This window comes from Streptomyces sp. NPDC053048, assembly GCF_044547045.1.
Lineage (GTDB): Bacteria > Actinomycetota > Actinomycetes > Streptomycetales > Streptomycetaceae > Streptomyces.
In genome coordinates, this window is record NZ_JBITZS010000004.1 from 116,270 (window position 1) to 130,834 (window position 14,565).

13 protein-coding genes are annotated in these 14,565 nt (G+C 73.0%); 6 read left to right on the forward strand and 7 right to left on the reverse strand.

The window, feature by feature from the left end; translation table 11 throughout:
• Positions 1–132: 132 nt before the first annotated feature.
• From ACIG36_RS11660 to ACIG36_RS11675, 4 genes are all read left to right on the forward strand, one after another.
• A complete protein-coding gene (locus ACIG36_RS11660) occupies positions 133–4,044 on the forward strand; it encodes a helix-turn-helix domain-containing protein (RefSeq protein ID WP_399925612.1) in 3,912 nt (1,303 codons plus the stop codon).
• Between the two features lie 151 nt (positions 4,045–4,195).
• Complete coding sequence (locus ACIG36_RS11665; protein ID WP_399925614.1) at positions 4,196–4,396, forward strand: hypothetical protein; 201 nt, start codon at positions 4,196–4,198, stop codon at positions 4,394–4,396.
• 150 nt (positions 4,397–4,546) lie between these two features.
• On the forward strand, positions 4,547–4,774 hold the full coding sequence (locus tag ACIG36_RS11670) for a hypothetical protein (RefSeq protein ID WP_399925616.1): 228 nt from the start codon (positions 4,547–4,549) through the stop codon (positions 4,772–4,774).
• Positions 4,744–5,175, forward strand: coding sequence for a hypothetical protein (locus ACIG36_RS11675; protein WP_399925618.1), 432 nt, complete (start codon positions 4,744–4,746; stop codon positions 5,173–5,175). The genes ACIG36_RS11670 and ACIG36_RS11675 overlap by 31 nt, the downstream gene beginning before the upstream one ends.
• A gap of 186 nt (positions 5,176–5,361) precedes the next feature.
• Here the strand turns inward: ACIG36_RS11675 and ACIG36_RS11680 are convergent, their stop codons facing one another.
• Positions 5,362–5,715: a calmodulin gene (locus ACIG36_RS11680; protein ID WP_399925620.1), complete on the reverse strand. Its 354-nt coding sequence runs from the start codon at positions 5,713–5,715 to the stop codon at positions 5,362–5,364.
• Positions 5,716–6,081: 366 nt separating this feature from the next.
• On the opposite strand from ACIG36_RS11680, the gene ACIG36_RS11685 reads away from it, so the two are divergent.
• Positions 6,082–6,609 carry a GNAT family N-acetyltransferase gene (locus ACIG36_RS11685; RefSeq protein WP_399925622.1) on the forward strand — a complete coding sequence of 176 codons (528 nt, stop codon included), beginning with the start codon at positions 6,082–6,084 and terminating at the stop codon, positions 6,607–6,609.
• Between the two features lie 146 nt (positions 6,610–6,755).
• On the opposite strand, the gene polX is transcribed toward ACIG36_RS11685, so the two are convergent.
• The 3 genes from polX to ACIG36_RS11700 form a co-directional block, all read right to left on the reverse strand.
• Entirely contained in the window at positions 6,756–8,480 is a 1,725-nt protein-coding gene (gene polX / locus ACIG36_RS11690; protein WP_399925624.1) for a DNA polymerase/3'-5' exonuclease PolX, read from the reverse strand.
• Between the two features lie 309 nt (positions 8,481–8,789).
• On the reverse strand, positions 8,790–9,545 hold the full coding sequence (locus ACIG36_RS11695; protein ID WP_399925625.1) for an acyltransferase: 756 nt from the start codon (positions 9,543–9,545) through the stop codon (positions 8,790–8,792).
• Between the two features lie 31 nt (positions 9,546–9,576).
• Positions 9,577–10,923, reverse strand: coding sequence for a flavin monoamine oxidase family protein (locus tag ACIG36_RS11700; protein WP_399925627.1), 1,347 nt, complete (start codon positions 10,921–10,923; stop codon positions 9,577–9,579).
• A 147-nt stretch (positions 10,924–11,070) separates the two neighbouring features.
• Here ACIG36_RS11700 and iscX point away from each other — a divergent pair, with 147 nt between their 5' ends.
• Positions 11,071–11,265 (forward strand): Fe-S cluster assembly protein IscX, encoded by a 195-nt coding sequence (gene iscX, locus ACIG36_RS11705; protein WP_399925629.1) that lies wholly within the window; start codon positions 11,071–11,073, stop codon positions 11,263–11,265.
• A 94-nt stretch (positions 11,266–11,359) separates the two neighbouring features.
• On the opposite strand, the gene ACIG36_RS11710 is transcribed toward iscX, so the two are convergent.
• The 3 genes from ACIG36_RS11710 to ACIG36_RS11720 form a co-directional block, all read right to left on the reverse strand.
• A complete protein-coding gene (locus ACIG36_RS11710) occupies positions 11,360–12,061 on the reverse strand; it encodes a VC0807 family protein (protein WP_399925631.1) in 702 nt (233 codons plus the stop codon).
• A gap of 87 nt (positions 12,062–12,148) precedes the next feature.
• Positions 12,149–13,375 carry a cytochrome P450 gene (locus ACIG36_RS11715; RefSeq protein ID WP_399925633.1) on the reverse strand — a complete coding sequence of 409 codons (1,227 nt, stop codon included), beginning with the start codon at positions 13,373–13,375 and terminating at the stop codon, positions 12,149–12,151.
• A gap of 147 nt (positions 13,376–13,522) precedes the next feature.
• Positions 13,523–14,488, reverse strand: coding sequence for a GlxA family transcriptional regulator (locus tag ACIG36_RS11720; protein ID WP_399925635.1), 966 nt, complete (start codon positions 14,486–14,488; stop codon positions 13,523–13,525).
• Positions 14,489–14,565 lie beyond the last annotated feature (77 nt).

Sequence of the window (14,565 nt, forward strand, 5' to 3'; positions counted from 1 at the left end):
GTGCACGGCGACCCACTCGAAGGACCGGTTTTCGGCGCCGTCGGAGCCCGGCTCGGCCCCCGGAGGGGTCGTAAGGGACAAGCTGTGACAACTGGCCCGTCATTGAACGCCACACACCGAAGGAACACCTCCATGCGCCAACGGGAAGACGACGCCGACCGCGCGCCGGTGCCCGCCGCCACCGTCGCTCCGGGTGAGCAGCTGCGCCGGCTGCGGCAGGAGCGCGGGATGTCGCTGGCCGGGCTGTCCGATCTGGTGCACTACACCAAGAGCTATCTGAGCCGGGTCGAGACGGGCGAGAAGCCGATGACGCCGGAGGTCGCGCGCCGGTGCGAGGGGGCGCTGCGCGCGGACGGGCAGCTGTCCGGGCTGGTGGCGCGGGCGGCGGAGCGGCGCGGCACGCGCGGGGCGGCGCTCGAGGTCTGCCCGTACCGGGGGCTGACGGCGTTCGGGACCGCGGAGGCGGGCTGGTTCTTCGGGCGCGAACGCGCGACGGCGGCGCTGGTGCACCGCCTGACCGAGCGGCTGGACGGTTCCGGGCCGACGGCGGTGGTGGCGGCGTCCGGTACGGGCAAGTCCTCGCTGCTGCAGGCGGGGCTGGTGCCCGCGCTGCGCCGCGGTGTGCTGCCGGTGAACGGTTCGAGCCGCTGGCCGGTGCTCGTCATGCGGCCCGGCGAACGGCCGCTGGAGGAACTGACGGCCCGGGTGGCGGAAGCCACCGGGGCCGGTACCGACGCGGCGCGGCTGCGGGAGGCCCTGGACGAGGGACCACGCGCCTTCGCCGGAGCCGTCCACACCGCGCTCAACGACGGGCGGCGCGACGAACGCGCGGGCGCGGGCACGCTCCGCAGGCGCGGCGGCGGGCGGACGCCGGGCGCGGAACCGGTGCGACTCGTACTCGTCGTCGACCAGTTCGAGGAGGTCTTCACCCTCTGCCCGGACGCCCGGGAGCACACGGCGTTCGTCCGCGCCCTGCACGCCCTCGCGACCGGCCCGGCCGTCGCGGGCGGCCGGCACGGCGGCTCGGCGGCGCTCGTGGTGCTGGGCATGCGGGCCGACTTCTACGGCCGTTGCCTGGCCTTTCCCGAACTGGCCGCCGCCCTGCGGGACGGCCAGCTGCCCCTGGAACCCATGCGGCCGCGCGAGATCCGGGACGCCGTGGTGCGGCCCGCCCGCGCCGTGGGCCTCGAGCTCGAACCCGGACTCGTGGAGATCGTCCTGCGCGACCTGGGCGCCGAGGCCTGCGGCGAGGGCCACGGGGACGGCCACGAGCCGGGCGCGCTGCCGCTGCTGTCCCACGCGCTGCTGGCGACCTGGCAGCGCCGCCGGGAGCGCACGCTGACCGTGGAGGGCTACCAGCAGGCCGGAGGGATCGCCGGGGCGGTCGCGGCGACAGCGGAACGGGCCTACGCGCGGCTGTCCCCGGACCGGCAGGAAGCGGCGCGCTCCCTCCTCCTGCACCTGGTGCGCGTCGACGCGGAGGGCAGGTCCGCGCGCCGCAGGGTGCCGCGCGAGCTGCTGGCGCGGCAGGCCGGGTCGGGGGCCGGGGCCGCGCTGGAGGTGGTGGAGGAGTTCACCCGGGCCCGGCTGCTGACCGCCGACGCCGACCGGGTCACCCTCGCCCACGAAGCGGTACTGCGCGCCTGGCCCCGGCTGCGGGAGTGGATCGAGACCCACGCCGCCCTGCTGCACGGCCGGCAGCAGCTGAGCGCCGCCGCCGAGCAGTGGGACGCCGAGGGCCGCGATCCGGCTCTGCTGCCGCGCGGCAGCCGGCTCACGGCCGTACGGGAGCTCGCCGGCCATCCCGTCGCCCCGGTGAGCGACGTCGAACAGGCCTTCGTGGACGCGGCGACCGCGCAGGCCGCCGCCGAGCTGGAGACCGAGCGCCGCCACACCCGGCGGCTGCACCGGCTGCTGGCCTGCCTGGCCGTGCTCCTGGTCCTGACCCTGGCCGGGGGCGCGCTGGCCTTCCACCAGAGCCGGCAGGCGCTCGCGGAGCGCGGCGCGGCCCGCGCCGCCGAACTCGCCTTCCGGGCCGCCTCGCTGAGCACCTCGCGCCCGGAGGTCTCGATGCTGCTGGCGACCGCCGCCTGGCGGCAGGCGCACACACCGGCCGCGGCCGGCGCGGTGCTCAGCTCGCAGGCGCAGTCCTACGCCGGGCGGCTGACGGGGCACCACGGGCCGGCGCTCGCCGTCGCCTGGCAGGCGGGTGGCCCGCGCGGCGGCAGGCTGCTGTCGGCCGGGGCGGACGGCACCGTCCGCGAGTGGGACACCACCCGGACCCGGCAGACGCGCGTCGTGGCGCGCGCCGGTGAGCCGGTGCGCGCGCTGGCCGTCGCACGCAACAGCGATCTGGCGGCGTGGGGGGACGACGCGGGTGCGGTGTCCGTGTGGGACGGCGGCAGCGGCCGTCCGGTCGCGACGGCGGCGGGTGCCGCCCACCGCGGGCCGGTGCGGGCCGTGGCGCTGTCCGGCCGCGGCGAATTGCTGGCGTCGGCGGGCCGCGACGGCACAGTCAGGCTCTCCCACCCCGCCGGGGGCGCGCCGGGCGCCGAGGTCAGGGACACCGGGCTCGGTCCGCTGTACGCGGTGGCCGTCACCGGCGACGGCAGACGGGTGGCGGCCGCCGGGCTGGACGGGCGGGTGTGGCTGCTGGACGTACCCGGCCGGCGGAGCAGAGTCGTCGGCAGCCGGGAGCACGGGCGGATCCGTTCCCTGGCGTTCTCCCCCGACGGCCGGCACCTGGCCACCGGCGAGTGGAACGGCACGGTCGGTCTGTGGAACTGCGCCACCGGAGCGCGGGAGGCGTCGCTGCGCGGCGCCCAGGACTCGGTGTTCGCCGTCGCGTTCTCGCCCGACGGCGGGCGGCTGGCCGCGGCCAGCCAGGACGACACCGCGGCCGTGTGGGACGTCGCCGGTCGGCGCAGGATCGCCGTCCTGTCCAGTCACCTCGGCCCCGTGCACGGCGTCGCCTTCGCGCCGGACGGCCGTTCGCTGGCGACGTCCGGCGAGGACGGCACGCTGCGCCTGTGGTCCCCGCAGTCGTCGGCCGGCATCCCGCTGCCCGGTACGGCCTGGCTGGACGCGGCGCTCAGCCCCGACCGGTCCCTGCTGGCGGCCGCCGGGCGCGACGGCACCGTGCGGCTGTGGCGGCCGCGGGAGGCCGGGCATCTGCCGGTGCGGACACTGCGGGTCTCGCGGGAGCCGGTGCGGGCGGTGGCGTTCAGCCACGACGGCGCGCTGCTCGCGGCCGGGGACGAACACGGCGGGGCCACCGTGTGGCGGACCGCCTCTCCCGAGCGCCCGGTGCGCCGCTGGCGGGCGCACGCCCGCGCCGTGACGTCGGTGGCCTTCCGGCCCGGGGACCGGCGGACGCTGGCCACCGGCGGCGAGGACCACACCGCCAAGGTGTGGCGGGCCACCGGCGGGGACGCGGGCGGAACGCCGCGGCTGCGGCGGACCCTGACCGGGCACGGTGACGCCGTCTACCGGGTGCTCTTCCTCGACGGCGCCACCCTGGCCACGGGCAGCCTGGACAACACCGCCCGCGTCTGGCGCGTCTCCGACGGCCGCGAGCTGCAGCGGCTGGCGGAGCACGCCGACACCGTGCTCGGCCTGGCCGTCGGCCCCACCGGCATCCTGGCGACCGCCGGACGCGACCACACCGTCAGGCTCTGGGACCCGCGCGAGGGCCGCGGCCTGCGCACCCTGGCGGGGCACACCGCTCCCGTCACCTCGGTCGCCTTCAATCCCTCCGGCACCCGGCTGGCCACGACGGGCCGCGACAACACCGTACGGATCTGGGACGCCCACGAGGGGAAGCTGCTGCTCACCCTGACCGGCCACACCGACCGGGTGCGGGCGGCGGCCTTCCTGGCCGACGAGGGACCGGTGGTGTCCGTCGCCGAGGACGGGTCCGTGCGCTGGTGGCGGCTCGACGTGCCCGCCGTGCTGGCCGGTACCTGCCGCGCGGTGGGGCGCGTCGACGCGGCCACCTGGCGCCGACTGCTGCCCGATGTGCCCTACGGGCCCGGTTGCCCATGAAGAACCCGCAGGTCACGTGGTGTTGCCCGGCGCCCACTCCGGTACGGGCAACGGGAAACCCCTCATGCCCGCCCGGCTCCCCGGCCGAAACTCACAGTGTCGGACGAATTGGTTCCGCATTCCTGCGGCCGCCACGGGAGGAAGCCCGCGCATGAACCCCAGCACCCGCCCCCTCGCCACCACCCCGCCCGTGCCGGGAACCGACCACCACGAGCTGTACGCCTTCGCCATCACCATGGCCGCCTGTCTCGTCCTGGCCCTCTCCGGGCGCAGTGGCCCCGCCGCCCTCACCGACTACGCCGCCACCCTGACCGGCCTCTACGCCGCCTGGCACAACCGGCCACGGCGGTGACCCGCCATGCGCCGCACGGCCCCCGATGGCACGCTGGAGCCATGGCCCGGCCCAATGAGGGGGTCGAGGCGCTGCTGCAGGAGTACGCCGACCTCGTCACGGTCACCGACGCCGACGGCAACACCAAGACCGTGACGACCGTTCCTGCCCGTGGAAATCTCCTGGGCCATGGACGCCGGCTCGAACTTCGAGGGCGTGCTGTCGGCCACCGGCGTCAAGCCCGGTGTGACGGTGGACTGGGACGACGGCTCCCCGCCGGCCACCCCCGCCGTCTCGGCCGGCAAGCTCACCGAACGGCACGCCTTCACCGCCGACGGCGAGAAGACCATCACGGTCACCGTGCCGTCGTGGACATCCCCGGAGTCGACTCCGCGGTGACCTGCCACCACACCTACGCCGGCACCACCACGCGCTTCGAGGGCACTTTCGAGGACCGTGCCGGCCGGCACTTCGCCTTCACCGTGACCCTGTCGGCACCGGCGGCCGAGGCGCCCAGGGACGGGCAGGTCTGGCGTGACGGCGGCGCGCCGAACGAGGTGCACGTGATGTGGCTGCCCGTCGAAGGGGCGGAGGACTACACCATCCGCATCTTCAAGAACGGCGACGTGATCCGCACCGTCACCGCCCCCGGCCGGCCCCCGAACGAGAACGGCTACCGGCAGGTGCACGTGGCCCCGGGGCCCTACCCCGTGGTGGGCCAGGTCTACGAGTACGACGTGTCGGTCAAGGGCACGGACGCCTGGTCGACACGCGTCGCCCACCGGGGGGCCGGCTCCTAGGCGTTTCTCTCAGACCATTTGCTGACCAAGTGAAGACGGCGGTGAGGTGGATGATGTCGGTCTTACAGTGCCCGCGGTTGGCCAACGCGTCGTCCGGGAGAGAGCCAGCGGGAACTGCGGCTCGTCCCGGTGTCCCTGACACGCTGGCCATGCCGGTGCCGGGCCCCGGCTCGCTGGCGCCCGCAGCTACGGCGTGGGGAGCTGGACCTCGCGGACGACCCTCGAATCCCAGGGGCACCAGTCGCAGCCCGGGAGGAATGCTCCGCATGCCTCAGGCAGGTGGTCTTCGACTTCCTGCATGTTGGCGTCGCAGACTTCGATCGCGTAGTCGAAGAAGTGGATGGTGTCCGGGTCGAGGTGGAAGGACCACCGCGGGTTATAGGGCGCCTGCCGCTTGATGATCCTCCCCATGACGTGCACGCGCTCACGCTCTTCGCCCGACACGATCCTTCGGGCGTGGGCGATCCTTTCATCATCATTGAGTTGGAAAACGAACTCCTGATCCGGCCGCTGCAGGAATACGAAGTACGCTGTCGCCACGTTCCCTCCTCAGCTCGTCCCCGTCTGTATGCCCCGTTCGAGGCTATTGACCCGTTCGGCCGATGGATGTCACTCGATCGGGTTGCCGGGAGGATCGACTTACGCGTGCGCTGGCCGTACGGCAGGAGAACAGCCTTGGGGACCAGCGGTACAGCGGTTATCGGTGAGGTTGACGAGGCAACAGGCGTGATCCGGGGGCGTTCCCACCATGCCGCAGGTCGGCGGCGTGAAGTCCACGGCTGGGCGGGACGTTGGCAACACCTCGCTGGAGAACGGCATGGACGGCGACGCCCAGCTCCTTGAAGTACTCGACCTCCACTTCGCCGCCCAGGCTTTCCTCTCATGACGCCACGAAACAGGAGAGATATGTTCACCATGCGCCCGGCCGCCGCCGCCGACGTCCCCGCCGTTGAAACCATGATCCTCGCCCGCTCCGCGTGGCTGGAGGAACGCGGCCTGCCGAGCTGGCGGGAGAACGCCGCCGACCTTGCAGGGCAGGCGGAGAACCCGGACGGTGACGTGTGGGTCCTCGCCGACGACGACACGGGGAAGGTCATCGGCTTCATCACCGTGCAGGACCAGACCCCGCAGTGGGGCTGGACGGACGAGGAACTGGCGGAGCCGGCGCACTACCTCTATTCCAGCGTCACCGACCCCGCGTACCGCCCGCACAAGCCCGGCACGACCATGGCGCTATGGGCCGTGGACCGGGCCGCGCATGAGGGGAAGGTGTGGGTACGCCGTGGCTGCACCTTCCCCGGACTCGTCGTTTACAACGAGACCCAAGGGTTCACACTGCTCCACGAGGTACAGCGCACCCACACCAAGGTCTATCTGATGAGCCGCCGAGCCGAAGCGGTCCCGGACCTGAGCGAACGGTTCGTGGCGCTCTGAGAGGCCCCTTCGAGGGGCTGCCCCGGCCGCGTTCCTTCGAGCGCCGGCCGGGGTCTTCCGCGTCTGGACGGCTGAGCCCTGCCCGCTCGTCCTCAAGGTCCAGCGCACCTGGCGCACGTTGTAGCCCGCCGCCCGGGGCGGTAGGTTCAGCGGCCCCCAGGCCGAAGGAAGCGGCGCAACTTCTGCATCGGCCAGGTGTTGATGACGTCGTCCTTCGTCAGCCAGCCGCGCTGGGCCGTTCCCACCCCGTACCGCATGTACGGCAGGTGCGTCACCGAGTGGGCGTCGGTACTGACGGCGAACTTCACGCCGTAGCGCTTGGCGCGCAGGATGTCCTCGTCGCACAGGTCCAGCCGCTGGGGGTGGGAGTTGATCTCCAGCGCCGTGCCGGTGCGGGCGCACGCCTCGAAGACCGCGTCGAAGTCGGCGTCGATGCCGGGGCGCTTACCGATCTGCCGGGTCGTGGGGTGGCCGATGATCGCCACGTTGGGGTTCTCGCAGGCGCGTACCAGCCGCCGGGTCAGCTCCTCCCGGCTCTGATTGAAGTGGGAGTGCACGGACGCCACGCACAGGTCGAAGCCGGCCAGGAAGTCGTCGGGCCAGTCCAGATCGCCCTCGGGGCCGATGTTCAGCTCCGTGCCGTGCAGGAGCCGCATCTTGCGGTGTTTGCCGTCCAGCTTCCGTACCTGTTCCCGCTGAGCGAGCATCTTCGCATCGGTCATCCGCTGCATGTACAGGTTGGGCGCGTGATCCGTGATCGCGTAGTACGCGTAACCCAGCTCAGCAGCGGCCGCGATCATGTCTTCCAGGGATGCCAGTCCGTCTGTGAGATCTGTGTGGGTGTGCAGGTCGCCCCGGATATCGGCCTCTTCGATCAACGTCGGCAGCTCGTCCCGGAGGCCGGCCGCTACCTCCCCACGGTCCTCGCGCAGGGTGGGCGGTATCCACGGGAGGCCCAGCTTGGCGTAGATCGCCTCTTCGGTCTCGGAAGTGATCTTCTTGCCACTCTTGCCGTAGAACAGGCCGTACTCCGAGAGCTTCCAGCCCTGCCTGACGGCGATTTCTCGTATCCGAATGTTGTGGGGCTTTGAGCCTGTGAAGTACAGCAGCCCCGCGCCCCACGCGTCGGGCGGCAGCACCCGCAGGTCGATCTGGAGCCCGTCGACGGTGCGGACCGACGTCTTCTTCGAGCCGCGGGCGATGACCTCCGCGGTGTACGGGAGGGTGCTGATCGCCTCCATGAACGGCTCGGCGCGGGCGGCGGCCACGAGGACGTCGATGTCCCCGATGGTCTCCCGCATGCGGCGCAGCGAACCGGCGAAGGAACAGCGCTCGCAGCCGTCGATTCGCGAGAGGTCGGCGACGATCCGCTCGGCGGCGCCCGTGGCGGCGGACAGCAGGATCCGGCCGCCCGCCTTCTTCATCAGCTCGATGCCGTGCAGGATGTTCTGCTCGGTCTTCTCGCCGAACCCCTTGAGGTCGCGCAGCCGTTCCTCGTGGATCGCGTCGAGGAGTCCGTCGACGGAGGAGACGCCCAGCTCCTCGTAGAGGACGAGGGCCTTGTGGGGGCCCAGGGTCGGGATGGTGAGCAGCTCGCGGACGCCCGCCGGGACGGACGTCCGGGTCTCCTCGAAGGCCGCGACCCGGCCGGTGCCCAGGAACTCGACGACCTTCTCGGCGATCGACTTCCCGACGTTGGGGATCTCGCGCAGGCCCTGGAGATCCAGCTTGGAGACGTCGGAGGGGTGGCCGCCGATGGCGCGGGCGGCCTTCTCGTAGGCGCGCGCCTTGAAGGCGTCGCCGCCGGTGATGGCGACGAGATCGGCGTACTCCTGGAGCACCGCCGCGACCTCTTCGTTGGGCCGGGCCATGGTTTCAGCGTGCCACCGGAGCGGTCGCGGGGCGAGGCGGGCGGGGGAAGTGTCAGACCCCGGTGCGAGCCGGGCAGAGCCCCCGCCCGGTCCGCCAGGTGGGGCACAGCCTCTGACCTGCGACTATCCTAGGTGTCGGAGTGTTACCGCCACCAAGGCCCATGCAGCGCATGACCGACGCCAAGATGCTCGCCCAGCGCGAACGGGTACGGGCCCTGGACGGCAAGCACCGCAGGATGCGGCTGCTGCAACACCTGGCCGTTGCAGAAGCTCCGGCGCTTCCTGCGCGCGGGCTGAAGCGGCGCCCCGTCACTGCTCCTGGTCGGTGCCGGCCGCTTCCAGCAGGGCCAGGCCCTTGAGCTGTTCGGCGGTGAGGTGGGCGGGGACGGGGACCGGGGGCGGGGTGCGCAGGGGTGGTTGCCAGCCGGACTCCTTGTCCCAGGTGCGGACGATCCTGGCCGGGGCGCCGGCGACGACCGCGTGGTCGGGCACCTCGCCGCGGACGACCGCACCGGCCGCGACCACCACGTTGCGGCCCAGCCGGGCGCCCGGGAGGATCACCGCGTTGGTGCCGATCCAGCTTCCGGGGCCGATCTCCACGGGACCGCTGCGGGGCCACTGCTTGCCGATGGGGACGTCGGGGTCGTCGTAGCTGTGGTTGGTGGTCGTCAGGTAGACGCCGGGGCCGAAGAAGCAGTCGTCGCCGACGGTCAGCGGCGCCTCGGCGACGACGTGGCTGCCGCGGCCGAGGACGACGCCGTTGCCCAGCCGGACGACGGTGTCCCGGCCGAGGTCGAGGTCGGGCATCATCCCGGCGGTCAGGGTCACGCCCTGGCCGATGATGCAGTGGTCGCCCAGTTCGATCCACTGTTCGCCGAAGATCGTGCCCTGCGGGAAGGCGAGTCTCGTGCCGGTGCCCAGGCAGCGGAAGCGGTACGGACCGGGGCGCTCCGCGCTCACGGCGCCGGCCTCCCGTACCCAGCGTGTGCCGCGGTGCACGGCCCGGGAGACGGCGCGGCGCCTGAAGGACGCGAGGGATTGGAACAGGTTCTGCTGAGTCGGCACCCGCTCACCGTACTCAGCGCTCCGCCGCCCGCTACCCGCCCTGACCTGTGATCTTCGCCCCACGCCCGGTGGCGTCCAGGATGCGGCGGGCCTCGCGCAGGCCGGTGAGCAGGGCGCCGTGGACGGTGCTGCTGTGGTCGGTGCTGGTGGCCTCGCCGGCGAAGTACAGACTCTCGCCGACGGGCTCGGCCAGGGTGTCGTGGTCGCCGAGGAGGGTGGTGGTGGCGGGGAAGGAGTAGGCCCCCCGGGCGTAGGGGTCGGCGGCCCAGCGGGTGAGGCGGTGGGCGACGGGCTCGGGCACGGCGTCGCCGTAGATGCCGCGCAGCGCGGTCAGTGCCTCGCGGACGACGCTCGCGTCGTCGAGGGACTCCAGGCGCCGGGCGACCGGGCCGCCGTGCAGGGCGGCCAGGACCGGGGCCCCGAGGACGTGCCGGAGGCTGAACCAGTTGGCGAAGGCGCCGTGCGGGGTGTCCTCCTGGCGGACGATGTCGCAGTCGTCCCAGAACGCTTCGGGGAAGAGCAGGTAGAGCTTGTCGTAGACGCCCATGCCGAGGCGTTCGACGGCTGCCCGCTTCGGCTCGGGGAGCGCGGGCGCGAAGGTGACGGTGCCGGCCTTGAGCACGCCGAGAGGGAGGGTGAGCAGGACACGGTCGGCGGTGAACGTGCCGTGGCCGTCGGTGTGCACGATGACGCCGTCGCTGCCGTGCTCGACGCGGTCGACGGGGTGGCCGAGCCGTACGTCCAGCCCTTGGGCGAGGTGGTCCGTCAGCTGCCCGTATCCCCGGGGGAAGACGACTTCCTCCCCCTCGTAGTCCTTGCCCCAGGCCATGGCCGCCAGGGCCAGCTCGCCGATGCCGGCTCCCCAGTCGTCCTCCGTCATGCGGCTGAACGCCTCGACGACCCGCCGGGAGCGCCGCAGGCCCAGGCCTCCGACGTGCAGCACGGCGGGCAGTCCCGCGGCGAGGGACTCCCCGGGTGCCGCGCGCCCGGCGAGCTCGTACAGCTCGGCGCCGGCGGCCGTCAGGTCGGTGCTCAGCTGCCGCGTCTCCTCGGGGGTCAGGCGCCGGCCGTCGGCCGCGTAGGAGACCGTGCCGGCCTGGTCGGCGTAGTCGAGGGTTCCGACGTCGTAGAGGGCTGTCGCGGCTCCCGCCTCCCGCGCCAGCGCGGCGACGGGGTTGTCGTCGACGCCGTGGATCCAGGAGGCGCCCAGATCGATGCGCAGGCCTTGCCATTCGCTGGTCCACAGCCTGCCGCCGACGCGGTCGCGGGCCTCGAGCACGATGACGCCGTGCCCGGCCCGGTCCAGCTCCCGGGCGGCGCGGAGCCCGGCCATGCCCGCCCCGACGACCAGGGTCTCGGTTCTGCGGGGAAGCGGCATGGCGGGGTACCTCAGACCTCTGACGGGGTGACAGCTGTGCGGATACTGCGGATGTTACGGATGTTGCGGATGTCCACAAACTACCCCCCGGTGGGAGCGGTGACCGCCCCCTGGACCTGGCACGCCCGTTCGGACACACTCGAGGCCATGCGATGGACTGACATCGACCAGATCGCGGCCGACCTCGCCGCGCAGCACCCCGGCACCAAGCCCCTCACCGTCAAGCCCACCGAAGTCCGCGACCGCGTCGCGCAGCTGAGCGGCTTCACCGACGACCCCACGCTCTGCAACGCGCGCATTCTCGAGTCGATCCAACTGGCCTGGAGCGACAGAGCCGGATGAGTCGGCGCGCCCGGCGCCCGGCGGAGGGAGCGAACGCTCGTTCCACCGGACGCCGGGCGCGGTCGTGGCCGTGGCCGTGGCCGTGGCCGTGGGGTCAGACGGCCGCCGGTGCCGGCTCGGCCGCCGCCGCTGCCGCGGCTGCCGCTTCTCCCCTGGCGCGGGCGCGCTTGCCGCAGGCGATGGTCCAGGCGATCAGGACGGCCGGCACGCCGTAGGCCAGTACGGAGTTCACGACGACCATGGCGCTCGTCGGCAGGGCGTAGGACAGCGCGATGCGGGCCGTCGCCTCGAGGACGTAGCCCACGCCCCACACCAGCGTGATCAGGGTCAGCGTGCGCCGGAAGCCCTCGAGCCGCCACATCCCGTTCCAGCGCTCGAGGCCCTCCTTGCTGCCGTCGGTGCCGAACTTGCGGCCCAGGTAGAACATCAGCGGGCGGGGTGTGGCCAGGCTGGCCAGGCAGACCACCCCGAACAGGCCCGTGATCGCGGAGTCCTTGACCAGCAGCAGATGGCTGGAGTGCGGGCCGACCGCGGTGACGACGAGGGTGAGCGTCATGAAGACGAGCGTCACCACGGCGAATTCGTCGATGCGCCGGTGCCAGACCAGGTACACCACGGTGTCCGCGACCGGCCAGAGGCCGGAGACGGCGAGGGCGGCGAACTCGCTCCAGCCCCGGTCGGTCAATTGGTTGTACGTCAGGATCGGCAGCACCACGTTGAAGACGATGGACACGATCCAGCTGAGCACGGTGCTCGCCCCGGCACGGCGGCCGGGCGCGTGTGGCTGAGCAGTCATGGAAGCCCCCCAAGGAAGATCAACAACAAACCGGAGGACGGTAAGGGGAACGCTGTCTTCCGGGCAACTCGGCTCATTCGGGCCGGGTCACCAGGCCACCCACAGCGCCTCGGGCCCCCGGTTGATCGAGCCCCGCCGCCACCGCATCTCCTCCGTGCCCGCCGCGAGCCGCAGCCCGGGGAAGCGGTCCAGCAGGGTGGCCAGCATGACCTCGGCCTCCATTCTGGTCAGCAGGGCGCCCACGCAGTAGTGCGCGCCGTGCCCGAACGACAGGTTGGGGGCCTCGTCCCGGGAGAGGTCGAGCCGGTCGGGCTCGGTGAAGACGGAGTGGTCCCGGTTGGCCGCCAGGTACGACACGTAGACCACGTCGCCGTCGCGGATCGTCGCCCCGCCCACCTCGAGCTCGCCGGTCGCGATGCGCGGCAGCCCGACTCCGTTGCGGTGCGGGATGTAGCGCAGCAGTTCCTCCACCGCCTGGGGCAGCAGCGCCCGGTCGGCGCGCAGCCGGTCGAGCTGTTCCGGGTGGGTGAGCAGCGCGTACACCATGTTGGAGACCTGGTTGCGCACCGCGTCCATGCCGTTGAGCACCAGCATCACGGCGAGCGAGACCAGTTCCGGCATGCTGAGGCCGCCGTCGGCCTGCGCGGCCACCAGGGCGCTGTAGAGGTCGTCGCCGGGGTGCTCGGCGCGGTGCCCGGCCAGCTCGCGGAAGTAGCCGGCGATCTCGCGCTTGACGGCGTCGCTCTCCTCCTGGGAGTGGTTGCTGGAGAGGATCACCGCGCGCCAGCCCTGCAGCCGGCCGATGTCGTCGGCGGGCACGCCGAGGAGGTCGCCGATCAGCTGGGCGGGCAGCGGTCCGGTCAGGCACTCCGTCAGGTCGGCGGGCGCGCCGTCCTCCAGCATCCGCGTGGTCATCCGTTCGGCGAGCTCCTGGGCCCTGGGCCGCAGGGCCTCCACCCGCTTGCGGCCGAAGGTCTGGGCGACCAGGCGGCGCAGCCGGGTGTGGTCGGGCGGGTCGGTGCGGCCGATACCGCCGGCGGGTGCCACCACGTGCGGGGTCATGCTGGTGACCGGGCGGTCGACCGTCAGGGCGCGGCTCATCCGGGGGTCGGCGGCGACGGTCTTGACGTCCTCGTACCGCGTCACGAGCCAGGCGTGTCCCTCGCCGAAGCGCATGCGGATGCGGGACACCGGCTCCTCGCGCAGCAGGCGGTGCAGGAGCGGGTCGAACTCCAGGGCGGGCAGGTGGTCCACGGGCCAGTCGTGGACCGCTTCGCCGGGCGCGCGCCGGGCGGGACAGGCTTCCTCGGTCATGCGGTCGCTCCCTGTCTCATGCCGGAACCGGTCATGGGCCGCGCAGCGGACAGCCCCGTACAAGATGGATATTCCCTCCTGTCCAGGGCATCCTCCCGCGACAGCGGATTACACCCACATGTGTGAGTCGATTCTCGCCACCGGGCGTCAGCGTGCGCTCCGGCGCACTCTGCCGGGGGTGGTGTCCAGTCGTTCGCGCAGCAGGGTGGTGAGCGTGGTGGTGTTCTCGTAGCCGACGCGGTGAGCGACCGTCTCCGTCGGCAGGCGGGTCGTGCGCAGCAGGTGCACCGCCTGTTCCAGGCGGACGCGCTGGGCGAAGCGCAGGGGCGAGACGCCCAGGACGCGGTCCACGGCGCGCTGCAGGGTGCGTTCGCTGGTGCCCAGCGCACGGGCCGCGTCGGCGATGCGCAGCGGTTGTTCGAGGTGGTCGCGCAGCCAGCGTTCGAAGGCGCCGACCGTGGGGTCGCTGCGGGCGAGATGACCGGGGACGGCGTAGTGGGCCTGGAGGGGGCGGTGGTCGGCGATCAGGTAGCGGGCGGTGAGGTCGGCCAGGGCGGGGCTCGCCTCGCGGACCAGGCCGAGCGCCAGGTCCAGGTGGGCCATGGCCGCTCCGGCCGTGGTGATGCCGGGCGCGTGCGCGAGCAGCCGGTTCTCGTCGAGGGCCACCCCGGGGTAGCGCCGGCGGAAGTGGGGGGCCAGCCACCAGCTGGTGGTGGCGGGCAGTCCCTCCAGCACGCCGCTCTCGGCGAGCAGGTACGTGCCGGTGCAGGCGGCCGCCAGCGGGATCCCGTCGGCGCGGGCCCGCCGCACCGTCTCCAGTGCGGGCCGCCGTTCCGGCGCGGTCAGCCACGCGGTGAGCGGATCCGGCCGCTTGTGCCCGACGCCGGGCACGACCACGGTCTGCGGTGGCCCGGCGGAGCCGGGCGCGACGGCGTCCACCAGATGACCCGCCGCCGTGCGGACCGGGCCGTGCGGGCTGACGCAGCTCACCCGCCACGGCGGCGGGGGCTGCGGAAGTTCCTCACGCAGTTCGCCGGCGGTCTTCAGGACGTCGAGCACCGCCGCGAGCCCGGAGTCGAAGACACCGTCCATGACCAGCACAGAGATTCTCACGGCGGGACGGTAAGCGATGGGCCGCGCCCGCCGGCGGGCGGCGCGGCCGGACGATCCGTAAGTTGATCACACCGGCC

Bases quoted from the DNA above. Each gene is read 5' to 3' on its own strand.
- ACIG36_RS11660 (WP_399925612.1), top strand. From the start codon at position 133: ATGCGCCAACGGGAAGACGACGCCGACCGCGCGCCGGTGCCCGCCGCC.
- ACIG36_RS11665 (WP_399925614.1), top strand. From the start codon at position 4,196: ATGAACCCCAGCACCCGCCCCCTCGCCACCACCCCGCCCGTGCCGGGA.
- ACIG36_RS11685 (WP_399925622.1), top strand. From the start codon at position 6,082: ATGTTCACCATGCGCCCGGCCGCCGCCGCCGACGTCCCCGCCGTTGAA.
- polX (WP_399925624.1), bottom strand. From the start codon at position 8,480: ATGGCCCGGCCCAACGAAGAGGTCGCGGCGGTGCTCCAGGAGTACGCC.
- ACIG36_RS11700 (WP_399925627.1), bottom strand. From the start codon at position 10,923: ATGCCGCTTCCCCGCAGAACCGAGACCCTGGTCGTCGGGGCGGGCATG.
- iscX (WP_399925629.1), top strand. From the start codon at position 11,071: ATGCGATGGACTGACATCGACCAGATCGCGGCCGACCTCGCCGCGCAG.
- ACIG36_RS11710 (WP_399925631.1), bottom strand. From the start codon at position 12,061: ATGACTGCTCAGCCACACGCGCCCGGCCGCCGTGCCGGGGCGAGCACC.
- ACIG36_RS11715 (WP_399925633.1), bottom strand. From the start codon at position 13,375: ATGACCGAGGAAGCCTGTCCCGCCCGGCGCGCGCCCGGCGAAGCGGTC.